We start from the raw sequence: 19,312 nt of genomic DNA, 5'->3' as shown, positions 1-19,312 counted from the left end.
TGGAAAGCGGTGTCTGCTATCAATTTAAATGCTGCTATTGCGGCCTTTGCGATGGCAGATGGGGTCGCTCAGGCGCACATCGCGCCACAGCAGCATCTCGGCAATGCGCTCGGATTTGTCGTCGTCAAAGCCCAGCTTCCGGGCGCGCTCGGCAGGGTTGGTCCAGGTGCCAAACAGCATGTCCCACAGCGGCAGGCCATAGTTCTGCGCATGGTGGTCGTGCTGGTGGTGCACGGTATGCATTTCGGGGCGCTGCAGCACATAGCCCAGCCAGCGCGGCGTGCGAATGTCGGCGTGGGTGAACAGGTCAAACGCCGCTGTCAGGCCCAGTGCCACGGCGGCGGCTGCAGGGCTGGCACCCAGCACCCAGTAGCTGGAGATCACGCTCAGAAGCATGGCGGCAGCGGAATCCAGCGGGTGGGCGTAGAACGAAGTCAGCACCTCAATGCGCCGCGCACTGTGATGCAACTGGTGAAACATGCGCCACAGCAGATCGCTGGCATGAGTGGCGCGGTGCCACCAGTAAAAGACAAAGCTGGTGATGAAAAAGCTCAGCAGCCCCACCAGCAAGGGGTTCCAGCGCGCACCCACATCCAGCAGCGCTTGCTGGCGAATGCGGCTCTCCAGCACATAACCCAGGGCCAGCGTGCAGACCAGCGTCAGCGCACCCAGGGCGCTGCTATAAAAAAGCCAGCGCCTGTCGCAGTGGTTGCGCGATGCGGGCGCGATCACTTCACGCGTGAACACCGCCACAAACATCAGCGCAATCAGCGGATAGACCAGGTACTCCAGCACGGCAAGCATTCCCCTTGAGGTTGGCCCTGCAGTCTATCTGCCGATGCGGCGCTGCCGCGTTATTGGGGCAATACGAATTGTTCCAGCGGTGTGTCGTTGGGGGCGGCCAGCTGCTTTTTCAGCATCTCGCCCATGGGCAGGTTCAGGTTCATGCCCTTGGGTGGAATGGGCTGCATGAACCACTTGTGGTAGAGCTTGTGCATCTCGCCAGAGCGAATCATCTGCAGGATGGCGCCGTCCACCGCTTTCTTGATCTGCGGGTCGTTCCTGCTGAACTGAATGGCAATGGGCTCGGCGCCGATCACCTCACCCACGATCTTGTAGCCCTTGGGGTTCTTGCTTTGACCAATCACGCCAGCCAGCATGTTGTCGTCCAGCACGAAAGCGTCCACGCGGCCTGCCTCCAGCAGGGTGAAGCTTTCGAACTGGTCCTTGCTCATCAGCGTCTTGAAGTTCAGGTCGTTGTCGGCAGCGTATTTGCGCAGAAGCTGCACGGCCGTTGTGCCGGTGATGGCGCCCACATTGCGGCCCTGCAATTGCTTGAAGGAGGTGATGCCCGAATCTGCACGCACGGCCATGCGCACCTCGCTCACATAGGTGGTCAGGCCAAAGGCCACCTGCTTCTGGCGGTTGAGGTTGTTGGTCATGCTGGCGCAGTTGAAGTCTGCCGTGCCATTGCCAATCAGCGGCATGGTGTTCTGCGGTGTCAGCACCATGTATTTGATCTGGGCCTTGGGGGCGATGGCGTGCACCACGCGCTCGCACAGGTCCATGTGGTAGCCGACGAATTTGTCGTTGGCACCAATCACATAGGACATGGGAACCGCCGCTTCACGCACGCCCAGCACCACATTGCCACCTGCCTGCCAGCGCTGCAGTGTGGGGGATGCCGAAACATCGACCGCAGTATCAATATTGGCGCCGATTTGCGGTGCGCTGCTCGCCTTGCCCGCCGCAATGGCCGAGCCTGCACACACCAGCGCTGCGGCCAGCCAACCCCATTTCAACGACTTGTTCATCACCCGCTCCAGAAAACAAAAGCGCCGAGACCCATGGCCATCGGCGCTCATTCACCAACCCAATTCGGCACGCGCCCACGCGGCAAAACGCATGGGCCAAAGCTGCATTGTCGCGGCTGGCTTATCGCTTTGAGTGGAATGCTTATTCCGGCAGCGGCGTGCCTGCCTCGTGATTCACGAGGTACTGCCCATCCGCTCGCGCAGGCATTGATGGGCGGGGCTTTGCGCATCAGCGGGCAGCTGGTTTTTGGCCTGCAGATAGCGCTCGGTGAACACCCCCAGATAAGACTCCAGCACCTGGCCTGCGCGGGTGTCTGGCGCATCGCCCACCAGCTCCAGGCACAGGGCTGCGACTTCGCTGGTGCAGAAATGGTCATCCCGCTTTGATCTGCGCAATTGATAGCGCGAAAGCTGTTCTGGGTGCAGGCTGAGCACTGGAAAGCCATCAAGGTAAGGGCTTTTGCGAAACATCTTGCGGGCTTCGGACCATGTGGCATCCAGCAGCACGAACAGCGGGCGCTTGCCGGGCTGCAGCGGTGCAGAGCCTTCATGGAGCGCATGCACCACGCGCTTGGGGGGCTGGGCGTATTCGCCAGGGAACACCACAAAAGGCTGCCACTGCGGATCATTGAGCAAGGCCTGCAGCTGCGGTGCAATTTCAGTGCGCGACCAGCCATAGGCAAACGTGTCCTTGACCACATCGGCAATCAGCCAGCCGGTGTTGCTGGGCTTGAGCGGTTCGGCGTCATGCATCAGCAGGCAAAAGCCGGCGCGGGTTTCCAGGTCTGGCCGCAGAGCGCACATGCAGTGCGTGGGGCGCAGACGGCAGCCTTCGCAGCGCTCACCCCTGGGGCCGCCGCGTGCGAGAAAAGGCCGGGTGCTCAGTGCCTGCCGCGCCGTGCGCAGGCGGGCCACGGCATGGGGCGCTACGCTGGATTCCACCGTCAGCAGATTCGTCATCCGCACGGGCACATCGGTGTGGGTATTCATCGCTTGCATGGTCTCAATACTTCGGCTGCCTGCGGCCCGCTTCGCTCAGGAGGGGCGGCAGTTCACGCAGAAGGTTTATCCGTTGACGCACTCCAGCTCAAACAGAGGAAGGTCGGTCTTGCGGCTCAGCCAAACGCCGCCGCCCAGTTCCTTGAAATAAGGCTGCAGGCCTCGGCGGTACAGCTCGGCACGGTGGCGGTACAGGCGCGAATCGGTCAGCTCTTCATCGATGATGTCGCGCTCGTAATCCTCTTTGGCCACGGCCTCGATATACAGGCCGCCGCGGGAGAGCGAGCCCAGATTGTTCAGCGCTTTTTTCAGGTCGCCGGGGTTCAGATACGGCAGCACGCCCTGGCAGATCACAAGATCGAAGGGCTGGCGATCTTGGGGCTGCCAGTCCACCACCGAGCCTTGCTCCCAGCCATAGCGCTCGCACAGATAGGGGCTGAATTCCACGCCCTGGTATTGCACGCCGGGAAAGTGCTGCTGCACTGCTTCACGCCACAGGCCAATGCCGCAGCCCACATCCAGCACCCGCTGCACAGGCACGCGAAGGTACGACAGATAGGAGCAAACGAAGGTGCCCAGACGTTTGGCGTGTTCGGGGTCGATTACGCTGGTTTTTTTGTCAAAGTAAAAGCGCTGGTAATACGCTTCGTCAAACCATTCGTTGCTTGCGGATTGCATGCAGCCTCCTTAATTCCAGAAAACAAAACGGCGCCGTAAAGGCACCGTTGTGGCGAGCGGGGAGGGCGCGATCAGATGCGGCCGATCACCGACCAGCCTGCTTTTTGATTGTGCTTGTTGTTTTCGTAGTCCCAGACCGTGCCGCAATGCTCGCAGACATAGCGAGTCACCGTCACGGTGTTTGCGCCGCGTTCTTCCTTGCGGTTGCCGCGCTGCATCAGCTCGGCATGGCCGGGGGCTTTGCGCCAGTTGCGCTGAATACCGGCACAGGAGGTGCACAGATGCTCTTCGGATGGCGCTGTGTTGTTGCTCATAAAGATCCAGAAAATGCGGCGGAACCCATGCCGCCTTGGCGATATTGTGCCGTTCTACGCTTGTCCGAGGTGCTCAGGTGGCTTCAGCCCAGGGTTCATTGGCAAATCGCTGGGTCAGGTAGTCCATCAGCACCTGCACCCGCGCTGGCCGGCTGCGGCCCGGCGGGGTGACGAGATGCATGGCGATGCAGTCCACGCTCCAGCCATCCATGGTGGTTTCAAGCTCGCCCGACTGCAGCTGCTGCCACACCAAAAAAGAGGGCTGCAGCGCCAGGCCCAGACCAGCCAGCAGCGCGGGTGTCAGCGCATCGGCATTATTGGCTTTCAGCAGTTCAGGAATGGCCTGCGTGTGGTTGCCTTGCTCTGCATGGTGAAAGCGCCAGTTGCTGCCCGCTGGCGAGTGGCTGTAGATCAGCCCGCGATGCTGGGCCAGGTCGCGTGGATGCTGCGGGTGGCCATATTTTTCGAAGTAGGAAGGCGAGCCGACCAGCAGGATTTTGACGTTGCACATCTTGCGCGCCAGCAGTGTTGAGTCCACCAGATTGGCAATGCGCACGGCCATATCCACGCGCTCGCCAATCAAGTCCATCTGCTGATCGTTGAAGCTCAGGTCCAGCTCCACTTCAGGGTGCTGCTGCATGAACTCTGGCAGCAGCGGTGCCAGGCGCTGAATGCCAAACGACATGGGCGCTGCCACCCGTATCAGCCCGCGCAGGCTGGTAGAGCGATCCATGACATCGGCCTCCACCGTTTCGCCTTCCTGAAGAATGCGCGAGGCACGCTCCAGCGCGGCAAGGCCGTTTTCGGTCAGCGCAATGCGCCGGGAAGTACGGTGAAACAGCACTGTCTTCATGCGTGTTTCCAGCCGCGTGATGGCCTTGGAAACGGTGGCTTGCGACAGCGAAAAATCCTGCGCCGTGCGCGCAAACGAGCCGGTTTCCGCCACTTTGGCAAAGATGGCCCAGGCTTCCAGATCTGGCAGTTTTTTCATAAATCAGCTCACTGCGGAGAGTGGTGCTCCAGCGCAAACAGCGCCGGTTGAGATGTCGAAAATGGAAAGGATGCTATTCGATCTTTTCTATTTTCTTTGTTGGCGTCAAAAAATAGACTTCAGTCATCGCAGTCGAGAAGTGATTGCGAAAACTCATCTTAACGACCGCAACCCTTTACGAAAGATCACCATCATGAGCAAGCATTTCCTGGAAGTTCTGACCCCCGCCAACAGCCAGATCATCTTCATCGATCAGCAACCCCAGATGGCATTCGGCGTGCAGTCCATTGACCGTCAGACACTGAAGAACAATGTTGTAGGTCTGGCCAAGGCTGCCAAGGCATTCAATATTCCCACCACCATCACCACGGTGGAAACCGAGAGCTTCTCCGGTCACACCTACCCAGAGCTGCTGAACGTGTTCCCCCAGGCGCCCCTGCTGGAGCGCACCTCCATGAACTCCTGGGACGACCAGAACGTGCGTGATGCACTGGCTGCGAATGTTGCCAAGGGTCACAAGAAAATCATCGTCTCCGGCCTGTGGACCGAGGTCTGCAACACCACATTTGCGCTGAGCGCCATGCATGACGCCGGCTACGAAATCTACATGGTGGCCGATGCCTCTGGCGGCACTTCGCTGGACGCACACAACTACGCCATGGACCGCATGGTGCAGGCTGGCGTGGTGCCCATGACCTGGCAGCAAGTGGTGCTGGAATGGCAGCGTGACTGGGCCCAGCGCGGCACCTACGACGCCGTGATGGACATCGTGCGTGAACACTCCGGGGCCTACGGCATGGGCGTGGATTACGCCTACACGATGGTGCACAAGGCTGCAGAGCGTGTGCAGCATGGCGCAACAGTGGGTCCTAACCCCGCACGTTGAAATGGCTGTGCCAAAGCTTGGGCCTCGACCCTCTTTGATGCGCGTTCGAGGCTGACAGCTGTTGGCCACCTCTTTCTTCAAGATAGATAGGAGCAATTGCCATGAAGCTCTATGTTTTCTCCCTGGCCGCTGGCTTGCTGGTTGGTGTGGTTTATAGCCTTTTGCAGGTGCGTTCTCCCGCACCTCCCCTCATAGCTCTGGTCGGCCTGTTGGGCATCTTGCTCGGTGAGCAAGTTATCCCTGTCGGAAAGCAGTTACTGCAAGGAAGCAGTTTTCACAGCGCATGCAATGGAACGCAGGCCACCAGTCATGTGCTGGGCCAGCTTCCGGGGCGTACGGCCTCTGCTGAAAAGACCTCCCACAAAGCTTGAGAAAGATCCTTCAATGAGCACCCGCCGCAAAGTACTCGGCTCCGCAGCCACCCTTGCCATGGGCAGTCTGCTGGGCTGCACCACCCGCGCAAATTCCCACTCAGGAGCCGCCATGTCCGACACCACACCCGATGTTATTTTCCATAACGGTCAATTCACTACGCTCAACAAAAGCCAGCCTGTGGCCAGCGCAGTAGCGGTCAAGGATGGCAAGTTTGTCGCGGTGGGCTCTGATGCCGAAGTACTGGCGCTGACGGGCAGCGGCACCCGCAAGATTGATCTGCAGGGCCGTAGTGCACTGCCCGGCCTGTTTGACAATCACACCCACGTGATTCGCGGTGGCCTGAATTACAACCTGGAGCTGCGCTGGGACGGCGTGCGTTCTCTGGCAGATGCCATGGACATGCTCAAGCGCCAGGTGGCCAACACGCCCGCACCGCAGTGGGTACGTGTGGTCGGCGGCTTTACCGAACACCAGTTTGTGGAAAAGCGCCTGCCCACGCTGGAAGAAATCAACGCAGTGGCACCCGATACCCCGGTGTTCCTGCTGCACCTCTATGACCGCGCCTTGCTCAATGCCGCAGCGCTGCGCGCCGTGGGTTACACCAAGGACACACCACAGCCACCAGGTGGCGAGATCGTGCGCGACTCCGCGGGCAACCCCGTGGGTCTGCTGCTGGCCAAGCCCAACGCCACCATCCTCTACGCCACGCTGGCCAAGGGCCCCAAGCTGCCGTTTGACTACCAGGTCAACTCCACACGCCACTTCATGCGTGAACTCAACCGCCTGGGCGTGACGGGCGTGATTGATGCCGGTGGTGGCTCACAGAATTATCCTGATGACTACAAGGTCATCGAGCAGCTCGACAAGGACGGACAGATCACCGTGCGTCTGGCCTACAACCTGTTCACGCAAAAGCCCAAGGAAGAAAAAGAGGACTTTCTGCAGTGGACGCAGAGCGTCAAATACAAGCAGGGCAACGACTACTTCCGCCACAACGGTGCGGGCGAAATGCTGGTCTATTCCGCAGCGGACTTTGAAGACTTCCGCCAGCCCCGCCCCGATATGCCGCCGCAGATGGAAAACGAACTCGAAGATGTGGTGCGCATCCTGGTGCAGAACAAGTGGCCGTGGCGCCTGCATGCCACGTATGACGAAACCATCAGCCGCGCGCTGGATGTGTTTGAGAAAGTGCACCGCGAAACACCCATCAATGGCCTGAACTGGTTCTTTGACCACGCGGAAACCATCTCTGACAAATCCATCGACCGTATTGCGGCGCTGGGCGGTGGTATTGCCGTGCAGCACCGCATGGCCTACCAGGGCGAATACTTTGTGGAGCGCTACGGCGCCAAGGCCGCCGAAGCCACGCCTCCCGTCAAGAAAATTCTGGAGCGTGGCGTCAAGGTTTCGGCCGGTACGGATGCCACCCGTGTGGCCTCTTACAACCCCTGGGTTTCGCTGTCGTGGATGGTCACCGGCAAGACCGTGGGCGGCTCCAAGATTTACCCAGAGCGCAATCTGCTGGACCGCGAAACCGCACTGCGCATGTGGACTGAAAACGTGGCCTGGTTCAGCAATGAAGTGGGCAAGCGTGGCCGCATTGAAGTGGGCCATTTCGCCGACCTGATCGTGCCCAACAAAGACTACTTCAAGGTGCCTGAGGACGATATCTCCTTCCTCACCAGCGACCTGACCGTGGTGGGGGGGCGCGTGGTGTATGGCGCAGGCAGCTTTGCTTCGCATGACGACAACCCCGTGCCGCCCGCCATGCCCGACTGGTCGCCCGTGCGCCGCTTTGGTGGCTTTGCCGCCTGGGGTGAGCCCGAAGGCGCAGGCAAGAACTCGCTGAACCCTGTGCGTTATCGCCAGATGGCAGCCGCCTGCGGCTGCGGCACAAGCTGCGGCATGCACGGCCACCAGCACGCCAGCGCCTGGGCATCCAGCGTGCCAGCCTCCGATCTCAAGGGCTTCTTCGGCGCCCTGGGCTGCTCCTGCTGGATGTAACAACCACCGCGTCCTGAAATTACCCTCAACAGGAGAAGATTCATGCAAACGTCTGCTCTATCTCGTCTGGCACGGCCTGTCTTCGGCAGTCATGCCATTCGCTGGCTGGCCTATCTGGGCCTGTGCGCAGCCTATCTGCAAGGCGGTCTCAACAAGCTGATGGATTTTCAGGGCGCAGTGGGTGAAATGAGTCATTTTGGCCTGTCTCCCGCTTCACTGCTGGCCGGTCTGGTCATTGCGCTGGAGCTGGGGGCTTCCGTCATGATTCTCAGCGGCAAGCTGCGCTGGTTGGGGGCGCTGGCTCTGGCCGCGTTTACCTTGATGGCGACTTTTGTGGCGCTTCGTTTTTGGGAGCTACCAGTCGGCCAGGAACGCTTCATGGCGGCCAATTCCTTCTTTGAGCACCTGGGCCTGATCGGTGGCTTCTTGCTGGTGGCATGGCTGGATTTGCAGAACACGCAACGCCCTTGAAACTGGATTTTTGACCATGGCCGATGCACCTGTTTCACGCACACTCAGCCATATCCTGGGCTTTAACGCCGGGTATGTGGATACCGCGGGCTTTTTGGCGCTGGGCGGTCTGTTTACCGCCCACGTCACGGGTAACTTCGTCACCCTGGGGGCGGCACTGATTCAGGGCAATGCGGGTGCGGTTTCCAAGCTGCTGGCTTTGCCGGTTTTCTGCCTAGCCGTCATGCTGGCGCGCTTTGGCAGCAATGCACTGGTGGCCAGGCACAAACCGCCCATGCCCAGCCTCATTGCCGTCAAGGTGGCGCTGCTGCTGGTGGCCGCGGCACTGATGATTGTCTATGGCCCATTCAGTGATGGTGATCAGCCGCCAGCCTTTGCGGCGGGCATGCTGATGATCTGCGCCATGGCCGTGCAGAACGCCATGCAGCGCATGCATCTGCCCCAGTTGCCGCCTTCGACGCTGATGACCGGCAACACCACCCAGGTGATGATGGATCTGAGCGATTTGCTTCGAGGTGCGCAGGGGGATGAGCGCCGCAGCATCAATGCGCGGTTGCAAAAAATGCTGCCCGCCATTGGCAGCTTTGCACTGGGCTGTGCACTGGGCGCGCTGGGTTATGTGTGGCTGGGCATGTGGTGTTTTGCCCTGCCGCCCTTGCTGGCGCTGATCAGCATGGGCTTTGTCCGTGGCGAGGCGCAGGCCTGATGCGGCTGCTCTGCGCCTTCTTTCATCAAGCCTGGGCCGGGCGATGCAGCAGGCAGATCTTGTTGCCGGCAGGGTCGCGCAAATAGGCCAGGTACAGGGCGCCAGGGCCTTCGCCACGCCAGCCGGGGGCATCTTCAATTGCAACACCACCCGCCGCAAGGCCTGCTGCATGGGCAGCGTTGACCTGCTCTGGCGACTGCGCGGCAAAGCCTGTGGTTGAGCCATTGCCCGCAGTGGCGGCAGCGCCGTTGAGGGGGATGGTGATAACGAACATGCCAGTGGGGCTGCGGTAGGCAAAGCGCTTTTTGTTGGCAACGCCGGGCGCAATGCCCAGCTGGCCCAGCAAGGCATCGTAAAAACGTTTGCCGGACTCCAGATCGTCAACGCCCAGCATGATGTGGCTAAACATGGTGCTCTCCTTGAAAGCTTGTCATGGTAGCCACTGCAGCCTGCACTGGTGCTGGTATTCCTGCTGATCAATCAAGGCATTTTGGGGCTGCAGCGCTTATTCAATATGCGCTATCAGCTATGTTTTTGATAGTTTGAATGCAAAAAGGGCATGCCCGCATGGACATGCCCTTGGTGTGTGCTGATGTCTGAGCCGCAGGCGGCCCGGCGCATCAGGCTGCGGTCAGTGCACCGGCTTGCGTCAGCTTGTCGGCCACCAGCAGCTTCTTCATCTCGGCTGCGCTCATGATGCCCAGCTCTTCTGCCACCACGGCAATTTGCTTGCCGTTGGCGATGGCGGTCTTGGCAATCTTGGCGGCCTTTTCGTAGCCAATCAGCGGGTTCAGTGCGGTCACCAGCGTCACCGATTCAGCAATGCGCGCGTCCAGCAGGTCCTGGTTGGCCACAATGCCTTCCACGCAGTTCACCTGCAGCGTCTTGCAGGCACTGCTCAGGTGGTTCAGGCTCTTGTGCAGTGCCCAGGCCATCAGTGGCTCGAAGGCGTTGAGCTGCAGCTGACCAGCTTCCACGGCCATGGTGATGGCGGCGTCGTTGCCGATCACTTCAAAGCAGACCTGGTTCATCACTTCGGGGATCACGGGGTTGACCTTGCCGGGCATGATGGACGAGCCTGCCTGGCGTGCAGGCAGCTTGATATCGCCCACGCCAGCCTGAGGGCCGGAGGACAGCAGGCGCAGGTCGTTGCTGATCTTGGACAGCTTCACCGCCACGCGCTTGAGGATGCCGGAAATGTCGGCAAAAGCGCCGGTGTCGCCAGTGGCGGCGATCAGGTCCGCAGCCTTGACCACGGGCACGCCCGAGATCTCGGCCAGCGCCTTGACCACCGCGTCGGTGTAGCCCACGGGGGCGTTGATGCCGGTGCCAATGGCGGTGCCGCCCATGTTCACTTCGGTCATCAGATAGGCGGACTCGCGCAGACGCTTTTCATCGTCGGCAATCATGGCGGCAAAAGCGGCAAATTCCTGGCCCAGCGTCATGGGCACGGCGTCTTGTAATTGTGTGCGGCCGATTTTCAGGATGTGGGCAAATTCGCCAGCCTTGGCTTCAAATGCAGCGCGCAACTCGGCCAGGGCGGTCAGCAGCTTCTGGATGCCAGCAAAGGTGGCGAGCTTGACGGCGGTGGGGTAGGAGTCGTTGGTGGACTGCGAAGCGTTGACGTGGTCATTCGGGTGAATCACGTCGTAGCTGCCTTTGGGCAATCCCAGGTGCTCTAGGGCACGGTTGGCGATCACCTCATTGGCGTTCATATTCGTGGAGGTGCCTGCGCCGCCTTGAATGACGTCCACCACAAACTGCTCGTGCAGTTGGCCGGCGATCAGGTCGTCACAGGCTTGGGCGATGGCGGTGGCTTGCTTGGTATTGATAGCGTCAAACTGAAGATTAGCTTGGGCTGCGGCCTTTTTGACAAAGGCAAACGCGCGGATCAGTTCGGGCATGTGCGCCACCGAATGACCAGTGATGGGGAAGTTTTCCACTGCGCGTGCGGAGTGAACGCCCCAGTACGCGTCGGGAGGGATGGTTTTGATGCCGATGAAGTCGTGTTCTTGACGCATGGATCTGCTTTCTTGAGTTGGATAAAAAAACCTTGCCCGCGTCTGATGAGTGTTCAAACGTGGCAACGCCCCGGACAGAAAACAGCGGTCGCGTTCTCGTGGCCAGGGCGTTGGGTTGAATTATGAAAGCAAGAAATGCATGAGTCCAAACGTTTCATGCATAACGTTTGGGTGCCGAATGGCTGGTGATTGCTTTGCGCTTTAAATCAGCTAAATTCTTGTAAAAGTTTTTAATTGCAATTAACTTCTGATTCCGTGACTTTCATTTCGCACTGTTTTGGTGCGAAATGAAAGCGGGGAATTTTCAGGAAACCGCTTATTTCGAGGCTCGAAGTGCCACGCCTTCCAGCGAAGGTGCGTGCAAGGCGCTGAGTGGCGAGGTGACTGGCGGGCCAAATCGCCGCGCTGCGCCATTGACTGTCAGGGCGTCGGTGGCGGCTTCGGCTTCCCACTGCGCACGGGCTTGCTGCATTTCTTCCGTGGTGCGGGCCACAAAGTTCCACCACAGCAAAATGGCTTCATCCATGGGCTCGCCACCAATGATGAGCAGGCGGCTGTCAGGGCTGCATTCCAGCTCGACCGATGTGGTGCCTGCGGGCAGGTAAAACAGTTCCTGTTCGGGCAGGTGCTGGCCTTCTACCGTCACATGGCCGGAAAGACTCATCACGGCATGTTCGAAGTCTGCGCGCAGAGGAAAGCTGGCCCGCGCTGGCTGGGCGCTGGCTGCGGCATGCAAATCCACCGCCATGAGGGGGGAGTGCACTTCGGCAGGGGCAGTCAGCCCCAGCGATTCGCCCGCCAGCACGGTCGCTTGATAGTCGCCCACCTGTTGCGCGGGAAGGTCGGGGTAGTGCTGAAAACGCGGTGGAATATTGCGGTGGCTGTCTGGCAGCGCAATCCACAGCTGGGCTGCATGCACCTTGGTGGTCTGGCTTTCTTCGGAGTGCGCAATGCCCCGCCCGGCAGTCATCAGGTTGACTTGCCCCGGGCGAATAATCTGCTCGCTGCCCAGGCTGTCGCGGTGCAGCACTTCGCCGTGAATCATCCAGGTGAAGGTCTGCAGGCCAATATGGGGGTGAGGGCCAACCTGCATGCCGGGCGGTGGTGGTTCGGCCGGGCCTGCATGGTCCAGAAAGCACCAGGCTCCGACTTTGCGCAGGGCGCGCTGGGGAATGGCTCGGTGGATGGGGATGCCGCCCACATCGGCGATACGGGTGGGAAGGCGTTGTAAGTTCTTTGATTCACTCATGACAAATCCTGACGGCAAGGGCTTTGAGTGTGCAGGGAAATGCGGTTTTTGCGCAATCAGACGGCAGAATCAGTCAACGCTTTGCACTGGGTTACATCCTCAAGGCGATTCAGCCAAATGGCTGACAGCGGTCCAGCGCAGGGCCGTTTATTTTGAAGGCACGGGTCACGCACAGTGGCTCTTCGACAGGCGCCACTCGCGCGCTGAGAATCCAACACTGGCAGGAGGAATACAGATGACCGAACAAACTACCCATGGCAACCAGATCTCTGCCATCGAAGTTCAGCAGTACCCTGAGCACTTTGAGGCCCGAGTGACTGGCAAGGTCGAGCATCGTGTGGGCGATGGTCCATCCGAGGCGATTCCCGTTGGCACGGCAATGAAGGTGGATACCGCCATTGCCAGCTATGTGCTGTCCTGGATTGATCCCAAGGACCAGCAGCCCGAAACCGCCTATCTGGCCAAACGTGAGTTTGAACACTATGTGGAAGTCGGTGCGCTGGAAGTGACTGTGTAATCGGGTTACTTCAGCCAACAAAAAAGCCCTGCAAGAATTTGCAGGGCTTTTTTTGTTGGGGGTCTCAGGCCAGGGCGGTGGGAATTTCCACTTTGCCTTCCAGCAGCTTGTGCACCGGGCAGGCATTGGCAATTTGCAGCAGTCGCTGGCGCTGCTCATCATCCAGCTCGCCATGCAGGGTGATGCTGCGTGTGATCTGGTTGCCGTCGGCGGGCTTGCTCTCGGGGTTGAGCTTGAGGTCCACATCCACATGGCTCAGCGGCCACTGCTTGCGGCCTGCGTACATGTGCAGGGTAATGGCGGTGCATGCGCCCAGTGCCGAGAGCATGAGATCCATGGGATTGGGAGCAGTATCGCTGCCGCCCAGAGCGGTGGGCTCATCGGCGTGCCAGGTGTGGCCTTGGGCATCGGTCAGTGTGACACGGTAGGACTGAGGGCTGCTTTGTGCATGTGCACTGTGAATCATTGCGAAGTCTCCATAAAACAGCATCACTTTACGTGCAGAGTGCGCAAAGCTCTGGCTTGCGCTGTCTGGCAATATGCCCGCGAAACTCGCGTGAATGAAAAAGCAGCCTGGAACCGGGCTGAATCAGAATAGAAGAAAAGCCATTTTCGGAGGTGCGATTGCCAATCGTTTGCCGTGCCGATGAATGGAAGAGGTCTTTATAAAAAACAGGGAGAACGGCATTGAACTCCATACGTGGCGTGCGTCAGCCGGAAGATAGTTCTGAATGGAAAATTCCGCCTTTCTGGCAAAAGCTCAATAGCTTTTTTCTGTTTCCATTGCAGACGGAGCCGCTGATCTATGCACTGGTTCTCTCTGCCTGCAGCTATGGCCTGATGTTCGGGCCTATCGGCATTTTTGCGGTGGGGCTTGGGTTGCTGCTGGCCATCAGCCGCTATGGCTTCAAGGTCTCCGCATTTGCATCACGGGGTATTACGCACAGCTCGGATTTCCGTCGGGACCAGGAAGATGCAGACTGGAAATGGCTGCCGTGGAAATTCTTTGGTGTGCTCTTTGTATTCGGGCTGTTTATCGGTTTTTTAGCCAGCCGTAGCCTGACCTTGGGTGTGATTGCCAATCTGCTTGTAGCGCTGTTGATTCCAGCGACCTGGATGGTGCTCATCAACACCCAGCGCCTGAGCTCAGCCATCAACCCCTTTGAGCTGCTGGCCACGATTTTTGGTATCGGCAAATCATATTTGCTGCTGTGCTTTTTCCTGTTCTTGCTGCAGCAGGGCGCGCCCATGGTGTTGGAGCTGCTGCTGACGCGGGCCAAGCCTGCGCTGGTCCTGCCGCTGGTGTGTTTTGCGACGATTTACTTTTCCTGGGTCATGGCCGCCATGATTGGCTATGTCATGTACCAGCACCATGCCGCGCTGGATATTGAGCCCGTGCAGGCCCCCGAAGGTGTGACCGCAGTAGTGGCCGACCCGCGAGAGCTGGAGGCCAAGCGGCGTGATGCGGCGATTGCACGCCTGGTGCAGGACAACAAGATGGACGAGGCGGTGAATCAGGCCCGCGAATGGCAGCGTGAAGACCTTGAAAGTCTGGCAGATATGCGCCGCTACTTCCGTGTGCTCAAGCTGACTGACAAAGCAGATGCGATGGCCGAGCTGGCGCAGCGCTTCATCCCCTTGCTGATGGTGCAGCAAAAAGCCAGCGAGGCGCTGGAGGCCTGGGTCAGCTGCGTGAAACGCAAGCCAGATTTTCAGTTGCTATCGGCACAGGTCAGCTACGACCTGGCACAGCAGGCCTGGCGTGCGGGCAAGCCGAAATATGTGCTGATTCTGGCAAAGCATTTTGAAAAACGCTTTGCAGGCCAGCCCCAGGTTCCAGCCATGCTGGAACTGGTGGTCAGAGCCTACAAACAGGGCATGGGGCAGCCCATGCAAGGCGTTCATGTCTATATGCGCATGAAGCAGTTATTTCCTGAGCATGCGAGCACCAAGGAAGTCGAATGGGTGCTGCGTGAGGAGCTGGAAAAGCTCGGCAGTTAGGCCACGCTCAGGCTACCCCTGCTGGGCCAGCCAGCGCGTCACCGGGTCTTGCGGTGCAGCCTGTTGCAGGGCGGGTAGCCATGACTTTGCCTGCTGTATCTGCCCCGCCTGAGCCATGCCGTTTACCAGCAAAAGCAAGGTAGCGGGCCAGTGCGGATGATCGCTGGCCTTGTGCAGAGACTGGCACAGCTTTTCTGCTTCGGGCAAAGCACCGATGCGCACAAAATTTCGCACCAGCCCATGCATGGTGTCCACGCTCATGCGCGCAGAGGGTTTGGCACGCTGGCGGTAGGTTCGGTAACTGCTCAACTGCAGCTGGCGCTCCGCATCAGTACTTGCGGGTAGCTTGAAAATCAGGCGGGCAGCACCATGAAAATCCTCGCTGCCGGGGTGATGGCGAGCACTCTCGAACCAGGCCTTGAGAACCTCCAGATTTTTAGGTGCCAGCCGCGCCGCTTCGCGCCAGGCAGGGGCGGCACGCCCAAAATCCAGTGCATCGGTAAAGCGCTGGGCGCGCGCCATGGCATCGGTCAGCGGTTTGGCCGTGGCGCGTGCCAGTTCATCTTCATTGACCGGTGCCTGTACCGTCTGCAAACGCATATAGACCCACATCAGCACGGCACCCGTCAGCAGCCCGCCAAAGTGGGCCATATAGGCCACCTGCTTGCCACCCCAGAAATGCTGCAGCAACTCCACACTCATCCACACTGGCAGCATGATGAGCGCTGGCCAGGTGGCGTAGTTGAAATAGAACAGCAGCATGTAGAAAAAGCGGATACGCCGCATGCGGTACATCACCGCATACATGGCCATCAGCGCCGAAATCGCGCCTGATGCACCCAGGCCATAACCCCCCATGCCTGCATAAAAAATGAGAGCAAACAACGAGGCTCCCACACCGCCAATCAGATAAAACGCCAGATAGGTAAAAGCGCCCAGTGCCAGTTCCAGTGTGAAGCCAAACAAGAACAGAAACACCATATTGCCCAGCAGGTGGCCGGTGCTGCCATGCAGAAAAATGGAGGTAAACGCCTGCAGCGGCTGCCAGCCCGCGCCGGGCTCATAGCTCATGGACCAGCGCTCGGTAAAACTGCTACGTGGCTCCAGCGGCGCAAACTGCTGGCGTGCCGCTTGCCACTCGGCATGTCTGGGGTGGCTGGCTGTGATGATCTGCCCATCCTGCAACTGCTGGCGAAACTTCTTTTCCTGCCACATCAGCGCATAAAGCTGACCATAGGCCTTGTGCTTGAAAAGAGACTCGGCCGCCTGCACCGTATTGCGCTCATAGCGTGCACTGCCCTGTGCCACCTGCTCCTTGAGGTGGTTCAGAAACAGCGGCAGCTCAATCGCTGGTAAATCCGTTTTGGCATAGACCTGAGCGGCCCGTTCCACCGCCTTTTCCTCAGGCGCTTGCCAGCCCCAGAAAATCACGCAGTTGATCACGATCAGCAGCACGGTCATCCACGGCGGTGAGCGCCAGGAAGGCTTGTTTTCAAGAGGGATGGCAAGAAACATGGGCTCGGCGGCAAAATCGGCGTTTGGTGGGTGCAGATGACTTTAGCTTAGGACATTTGTTTTGCAGTGAATATGCGTGGAGATGCACGCAAACAAAAATGCAGCACCGGAACGGAGCTGCATTTTTGATAGCATTCAACGACTACTGAGTAAAAGATACAGGCTTTTTCTTAATAGATCGGAGAGAGGATTCAACGGGTCCGAGGAAGTTCGAAAGTGATGGGGATACCCGCTTCCACGCCAGACTTTAGCTTCTGAATTTGCCTTAATGCCGCAGCCGCTTGTGCCAGTGTTGTGAAGCGCAAAATCGTCATGTCAGCAGCTTCCTGATATTGCACGCTTGCTGCTTGTGCGATCACATCGGAAAACTGTGCTCGCACGGTTTGCACTGGAATCTCAGCGATCAGCAGTTCGTGAAAAGACTGTCCTACTACACCGTTGGGACCAAGCACCAGGCTAAATGGCAGGCCTTGTGAAGAAGTACCAGTAGATAGCAAGCGATAGTTTTGGCCTTTGATGTCAATGGACGGCTGAGCATTCAGCGCGGAAATCTGCACTTCACTCAGGCGCTGGCCCGTGCTGTAACTGGTTTGGGCATGAGCTTGCAGTGCTGGCGCCATGAAAGTGCAGCCAAGCAGAATCAATGAAAGGAGTCGATGGAAGTGCAGCATGTTTGCTCCAAATCGAAATGAAGGGGATATGTGGTATCGGTGCGATGGCTTCATGGAATGAGTCCTCACTGTGCAATGACTCGTGCTTCCACAGTGATGGTCGCCCCGTTAGCCTGTCCCGCTCCATCCAGGGGGGTACAAGCGGGCGTGGGGTTGCCATTTATCACTGGATTGGATGCTGCGGCATAGATTTTCCACGTGCCTTTGGCGCTTTCGCCGTAGAAGGCATAGCTACCTAAGCCATATTGACTGATCGATTGAGGAGCAGATTGGCGGTTGACGAAATGATCTATCGGCAACTTAAGCAGTGACTTGGTGCCCGACGGCGATTCCACCACGATTCCGACGGAGCCAAGACAGGTGTTCTGGCTGTTTAGGCGAACCTGAAACTCATCAACGATCTGATTGTCGCCCTCGAACTGGGCAATTTGGCTTACCTGCTGGTAGGGTACTGGAGCGGACCCTGCGACGGTATTAAAACTTGGAATGACTTGGGTTGCCGAGCGACTGCGTGATGGCTCCTTTTTGTAGAGCTGCGCTAGTTCCACCGCTTTGGCTGCATCGGGCAAGCCCCAGCCATACCAGTTGGAATAGACAGCCCCCACTGCATTACGCACCCACCCCAGCTCCACAGGGATCTGTGTGGCCCCGGCGACGATGTCTTTGGCGCTGCCTGTTTGTGCGACAAAGCTATTGGTCTTGAGGTCAAAAAGTGCGTTATAGGGCAAAGGTACCTGAAGCAACTGGTCATTGCGTGTGCGCGTTGCATAGTTGGGGTCGACCTGCCTTGCTGACAGGCGCAGGATATCGCGGACATCGCGCCAGGTCAGATCGGGATTGGCGCTCAGCATCAAGGTCGTGACACCCGCAATGGTCGGAGCCGCTGAGGACGTACCGTTCATATAGGTGTAGTCGCAGTTTGGATTGTCGGGCACTCCGGCAATGAGCTCCGACAGGCCTTTCATGAAATCGCCGCCAAATAGTGGTTTGGGTTGTTGACTGAAGCCAGCCGAGCAGCTACTGATATCAGTGGAGAAAATCGTGGGTCCGTCGCCCGTACCTCCTGCGGCAATCGCGGCTGGTGTGCGTCCGGAAAGCTCACCGTAGCGGCCCAAAGCGCCACTCTCGCCAGCCAGACCGGTAATCCACAACACAGATCCGGCACTGCTATAGGAGCTGGCCTGTCCCTTGGTATTCAGGGCCGCAGTCACGATGGTGTTGGGCTCCAGCGTGGCGGGGTCATTGGCGGGGTTGATACATCCAAACAACCCTTCTAAAGGGCCGCAGTTGATTTCGCCAGCGGCGGCGTCATCGAATTCATTGCCCGCTGCCTTGATAAAGACAACCCCTTTTCCATTGCGCATGTTTTTGCTGCTGCGAATTGGGGCAATCTCTGCAGAGTCGGTGAGGTTGTAAGGCTGGAGTTCAGTGTCACCGCCGTAGGAGCCGTTGATGACATCCACTTTGCTTGACCAAGATGCTCCCCCGAAGGCGGAGGTGAAGTTGGCCAGCGTCCAGATGTCGCTATTGTCAGTCACTATGGCGGCGCCGCCGATGCGGGCGCGTGGCGCAATACCCATCACCCCTTTGCCGTTCTGAGCAGCTCCGATGATGCCCGCCACAGCTGTACCGTGGCCCGAGCTAGAAGTTTGCGTTGTTAGTGCAGGGGAGGGGTCTGGCATGTCGGTCTCGAAGTTCCAGGACATGCCAATATCGGCGTTGTCTTTCAAATCCTCATGAGCCAGATCCACGCCGGAGTCAATCACCAGCACGTTGATACCTTGGCCTTTGATGCCTTGTTTATGCACAGGCTCCACGTTCAAGTCGTAGCCGCCGCCATATGCTCCCCCGTCGGCGTTGTCCATAAACCAGCTCTTGGCGTAGTTCAGCGCCCACTGAAAGGTATACAGCGGCTCGGTCTCGCCGCTCTTGCAGGCATAGGCTCCGGTTTCGGGGCAGGCATCTGCGGTTTGTTCACTGCTGCTACCGCCCCCGCCGCCTCCGCAGGCCACAAGCGCTGCAGCCGCCAGCGGAGCCAGCACGGCCCAGCGCAATCTGGATGGGTTCAGGGTGGGTTCACCATGTGACTGCATGTCTCGC

Annotated in this window: 20 protein-coding genes; 7 read left to right on the top strand and 13 right to left on the bottom strand. The window is 58.8% G+C overall.

From position 1 onward, the window contains the following. Positions 1–24 precede the first annotated feature (24 nt). From JDW18_RS21755 to JDW18_RS21730, 6 genes are all read right to left on the bottom strand, one after another. A complete protein-coding gene (locus JDW18_RS21755) occupies positions 25–804 on the bottom strand; it encodes a sterol desaturase family protein (protein ID WP_218241657.1) in 780 nt (259 codons plus the stop codon). Between the two features lie 50 nt (positions 805–854). Further along, complete coding sequence (locus JDW18_RS21750) at positions 855–1,814, bottom strand: transporter substrate-binding domain-containing protein (protein ID WP_218241656.1); 960 nt, start codon at positions 1,812–1,814, stop codon at positions 855–857. Between the two features lie 174 nt (positions 1,815–1,988). After that, positions 1,989–2,804 carry a tRNA-uridine aminocarboxypropyltransferase gene (locus JDW18_RS21745; protein ID WP_218244024.1) on the bottom strand — a complete coding sequence of 272 codons (816 nt, stop codon included), beginning with the start codon at positions 2,802–2,804 and terminating at the stop codon, positions 1,989–1,991. Positions 2,805–2,879: 75 nt separating this feature from the next. Then, the gene (locus JDW18_RS21740) at positions 2,880–3,491 is read right to left on the bottom strand and encodes a class I SAM-dependent methyltransferase (RefSeq protein ID WP_218241655.1); all 612 of its coding nucleotides are present in this window, start codon (positions 3,489–3,491) and stop codon (positions 2,880–2,882) included. A gap of 71 nt (positions 3,492–3,562) precedes the next feature. Then, positions 3,563–3,805, bottom strand: a complete 243-nt coding sequence (locus JDW18_RS21735) for a hypothetical protein (RefSeq protein WP_218241654.1) — start codon at positions 3,803–3,805, stop codon at positions 3,563–3,565. 73 nt (positions 3,806–3,878) lie between these two features. Then, positions 3,879–4,796 (bottom strand): LysR family transcriptional regulator, encoded by a 918-nt coding sequence (locus JDW18_RS21730; protein WP_218241653.1) that lies wholly within the window; start codon positions 4,794–4,796, stop codon positions 3,879–3,881. 193 nt (positions 4,797–4,989) lie between these two features. Between JDW18_RS21730 and JDW18_RS21725 the strand changes: the two genes are divergently transcribed. The 5 genes from JDW18_RS21725 to JDW18_RS21705 all read left to right on the top strand — a co-directional run bounded on the left by JDW18_RS21725 (position 4,990) and on the right by JDW18_RS21705 (position 9,238). Continuing rightward, a complete protein-coding gene (locus JDW18_RS21725; RefSeq protein WP_218241652.1) occupies positions 4,990–5,682 on the top strand; it encodes a hydrolase in 693 nt (230 codons plus the stop codon). A gap of 101 nt (positions 5,683–5,783) precedes the next feature. Then, the gene (locus JDW18_RS21720; RefSeq protein ID WP_218241651.1) at positions 5,784–6,053 is read left to right on the top strand and encodes a XapX domain-containing protein; all 270 of its coding nucleotides are present in this window, start codon (positions 5,784–5,786) and stop codon (positions 6,051–6,053) included. Between the two features lie 112 nt (positions 6,054–6,165). After that, complete coding sequence (locus tag JDW18_RS21715) at positions 6,166–8,061, top strand: amidohydrolase (protein WP_218241650.1); 1,896 nt, start codon at positions 6,166–6,168, stop codon at positions 8,059–8,061. A gap of 42 nt (positions 8,062–8,103) precedes the next feature. Beyond that, entirely contained in the window at positions 8,104–8,532 is a 429-nt protein-coding gene (locus tag JDW18_RS21710) for a DoxX family protein (protein WP_218241649.1), read from the top strand. Between the two features lie 16 nt (positions 8,533–8,548). Then, positions 8,549–9,238, top strand: coding sequence for a YoaK family protein (locus JDW18_RS21705; RefSeq protein ID WP_218241648.1), 690 nt, complete (start codon positions 8,549–8,551; stop codon positions 9,236–9,238). Between the two features lie 25 nt (positions 9,239–9,263). On the opposite strand, the gene JDW18_RS21700 is transcribed toward JDW18_RS21705, so the two are convergent. From JDW18_RS21700 to JDW18_RS21690, 3 genes are all read right to left on the bottom strand, one after another. Continuing rightward, positions 9,264–9,647 (bottom strand): VOC family protein, encoded by a 384-nt coding sequence (locus JDW18_RS21700; RefSeq protein WP_218241647.1) that lies wholly within the window; start codon positions 9,645–9,647, stop codon positions 9,264–9,266. A gap of 211 nt (positions 9,648–9,858) precedes the next feature. Then, positions 9,859–11,259, bottom strand: coding sequence for an aspartate ammonia-lyase (locus tag JDW18_RS21695; RefSeq protein ID WP_218241646.1), 1,401 nt, complete (start codon positions 11,257–11,259; stop codon positions 9,859–9,861). Between the two features lie 316 nt (positions 11,260–11,575). Continuing rightward, positions 11,576–12,508, bottom strand: coding sequence for a pirin family protein (locus JDW18_RS21690; protein WP_218241645.1), 933 nt, complete (start codon positions 12,506–12,508; stop codon positions 11,576–11,578). A gap of 235 nt (positions 12,509–12,743) precedes the next feature. Here JDW18_RS21690 and JDW18_RS21685 point away from each other — a divergent pair, with 235 nt between their 5' ends. Then, complete coding sequence (locus JDW18_RS21685) at positions 12,744–13,025, top strand: hypothetical protein (RefSeq protein ID WP_218241644.1); 282 nt, start codon at positions 12,744–12,746, stop codon at positions 13,023–13,025. A 64-nt stretch (positions 13,026–13,089) separates the two neighbouring features. Here JDW18_RS21685 and JDW18_RS21680 read toward each other — a convergent pair whose 3' ends face one another. Further along, on the bottom strand, positions 13,090–13,491 hold the full coding sequence (locus tag JDW18_RS21680; protein ID WP_218241643.1) for an OsmC family protein: 402 nt from the start codon (positions 13,489–13,491) through the stop codon (positions 13,090–13,092). 221 nt (positions 13,492–13,712) lie between these two features. On the opposite strand from JDW18_RS21680, the gene JDW18_RS21675 reads away from it, so the two are divergent. Then, positions 13,713–15,026: a hypothetical protein gene (locus JDW18_RS21675; RefSeq protein ID WP_218241642.1), complete on the top strand. Its 1,314-nt coding sequence runs from the start codon at positions 13,713–13,715 to the stop codon at positions 15,024–15,026. A 12-nt stretch (positions 15,027–15,038) separates the two neighbouring features. Here the strand turns inward: JDW18_RS21675 and JDW18_RS21670 are convergent, their stop codons facing one another. From JDW18_RS21670 to JDW18_RS21660, 3 genes are all read right to left on the bottom strand, one after another. Continuing rightward, complete coding sequence (locus JDW18_RS21670; RefSeq protein ID WP_218241641.1) at positions 15,039–16,541, bottom strand: rhomboid family intramembrane serine protease; 1,503 nt, start codon at positions 16,539–16,541, stop codon at positions 15,039–15,041. A 191-nt stretch (positions 16,542–16,732) separates the two neighbouring features. After that, positions 16,733–17,212, bottom strand: a complete 480-nt coding sequence (locus tag JDW18_RS21665; RefSeq protein ID WP_218241640.1) for a hypothetical protein — start codon at positions 17,210–17,212, stop codon at positions 16,733–16,735. 65 nt (positions 17,213–17,277) lie between these two features. Then, on the bottom strand, positions 17,278–19,305 hold the full coding sequence (locus JDW18_RS21660) for a S8 family serine peptidase (RefSeq protein WP_218241639.1): 2,028 nt from the start codon (positions 19,303–19,305) through the stop codon (positions 17,278–17,280). Between the last annotated feature and the right edge of the window lie 7 nt (positions 19,306–19,312).

This window comes from Comamonas fluminis (assembly GCF_019186805.1).
Taxonomy (GTDB): Bacteria; Pseudomonadota; Gammaproteobacteria; order Burkholderiales; family Burkholderiaceae_C; genus Comamonas; species Comamonas fluminis.
This window is presented reverse-complemented; position numbering and strand designations above follow the sequence as displayed.

What these genes read in the sequence shown, in the direction of transcription:
- JDW18_RS21755 (WP_218241657.1), bottom strand. Translation starts at nt 804, where the DNA reads ATGCTTGCCGTGCTGGAGTACCTGGTCTATCCGCTGATTGCGCTGATG.
- JDW18_RS21750 (WP_218241656.1), bottom strand. Translation starts at nt 1,814, where the DNA reads ATGAACAAGTCGTTGAAATGGGGTTGGCTGGCCGCAGCGCTGGTGTGT.
- JDW18_RS21745 (WP_218244024.1), bottom strand. Translation starts at nt 2,804, where the DNA reads ATGAATACCCACACCGATGTGCCCGTGCGGATGACGAATCTGCTGACG.
- JDW18_RS21740 (WP_218241655.1), bottom strand. Translation starts at nt 3,491, where the DNA reads ATGCAATCCGCAAGCAACGAATGGTTTGACGAAGCGTATTACCAGCGC.
- JDW18_RS21735 (WP_218241654.1), bottom strand. Translation starts at nt 3,805, where the DNA reads ATGAGCAACAACACAGCGCCATCCGAAGAGCATCTGTGCACCTCCTGT.
- JDW18_RS21730 (WP_218241653.1), bottom strand. Translation starts at nt 4,796, where the DNA reads ATGAAAAAACTGCCAGATCTGGAAGCCTGGGCCATCTTTGCCAAAGTG.
- JDW18_RS21725 (WP_218241652.1), top strand. Translation starts at nt 4,990, where the DNA reads ATGAGCAAGCATTTCCTGGAAGTTCTGACCCCCGCCAACAGCCAGATC.
- JDW18_RS21720 (WP_218241651.1), top strand. Translation starts at nt 5,784, where the DNA reads ATGAAGCTCTATGTTTTCTCCCTGGCCGCTGGCTTGCTGGTTGGTGTG.
- JDW18_RS21715 (WP_218241650.1), top strand. Translation starts at nt 6,166, where the DNA reads ATGTCCGACACCACACCCGATGTTATTTTCCATAACGGTCAATTCACT.
- JDW18_RS21710 (WP_218241649.1), top strand. Translation starts at nt 8,104, where the DNA reads ATGCAAACGTCTGCTCTATCTCGTCTGGCACGGCCTGTCTTCGGCAGT.
- JDW18_RS21705 (WP_218241648.1), top strand. Translation starts at nt 8,549, where the DNA reads ATGGCCGATGCACCTGTTTCACGCACACTCAGCCATATCCTGGGCTTT.
- JDW18_RS21700 (WP_218241647.1), bottom strand. Translation starts at nt 9,647, where the DNA reads ATGTTTAGCCACATCATGCTGGGCGTTGACGATCTGGAGTCCGGCAAA.
- JDW18_RS21695 (WP_218241646.1), bottom strand. Translation starts at nt 11,259, where the DNA reads ATGCGTCAAGAACACGACTTCATCGGCATCAAAACCATCCCTCCCGAC.
- JDW18_RS21690 (WP_218241645.1), bottom strand. Translation starts at nt 12,508, where the DNA reads ATGAGTGAATCAAAGAACTTACAACGCCTTCCCACCCGTATCGCCGAT.
- JDW18_RS21685 (WP_218241644.1), top strand. Translation starts at nt 12,744, where the DNA reads ATGACCGAACAAACTACCCATGGCAACCAGATCTCTGCCATCGAAGTT.
- JDW18_RS21680 (WP_218241643.1), bottom strand. Translation starts at nt 13,491, where the DNA reads ATGATTCACAGTGCACATGCACAAAGCAGCCCTCAGTCCTACCGTGTC.
- JDW18_RS21670 (WP_218241641.1), bottom strand. Translation starts at nt 16,541, where the DNA reads ATGTTTCTTGCCATCCCTCTTGAAAACAAGCCTTCCTGGCGCTCACCG.
- JDW18_RS21665 (WP_218241640.1), bottom strand. Translation starts at nt 17,212, where the DNA reads ATGCTGCACTTCCATCGACTCCTTTCATTGATTCTGCTTGGCTGCACT.
- JDW18_RS21660 (WP_218241639.1), bottom strand. Translation starts at nt 19,305, where the DNA reads ATGCAGTCACATGGTGAACCCACCCTGAACCCATCCAGATTGCGCTGG.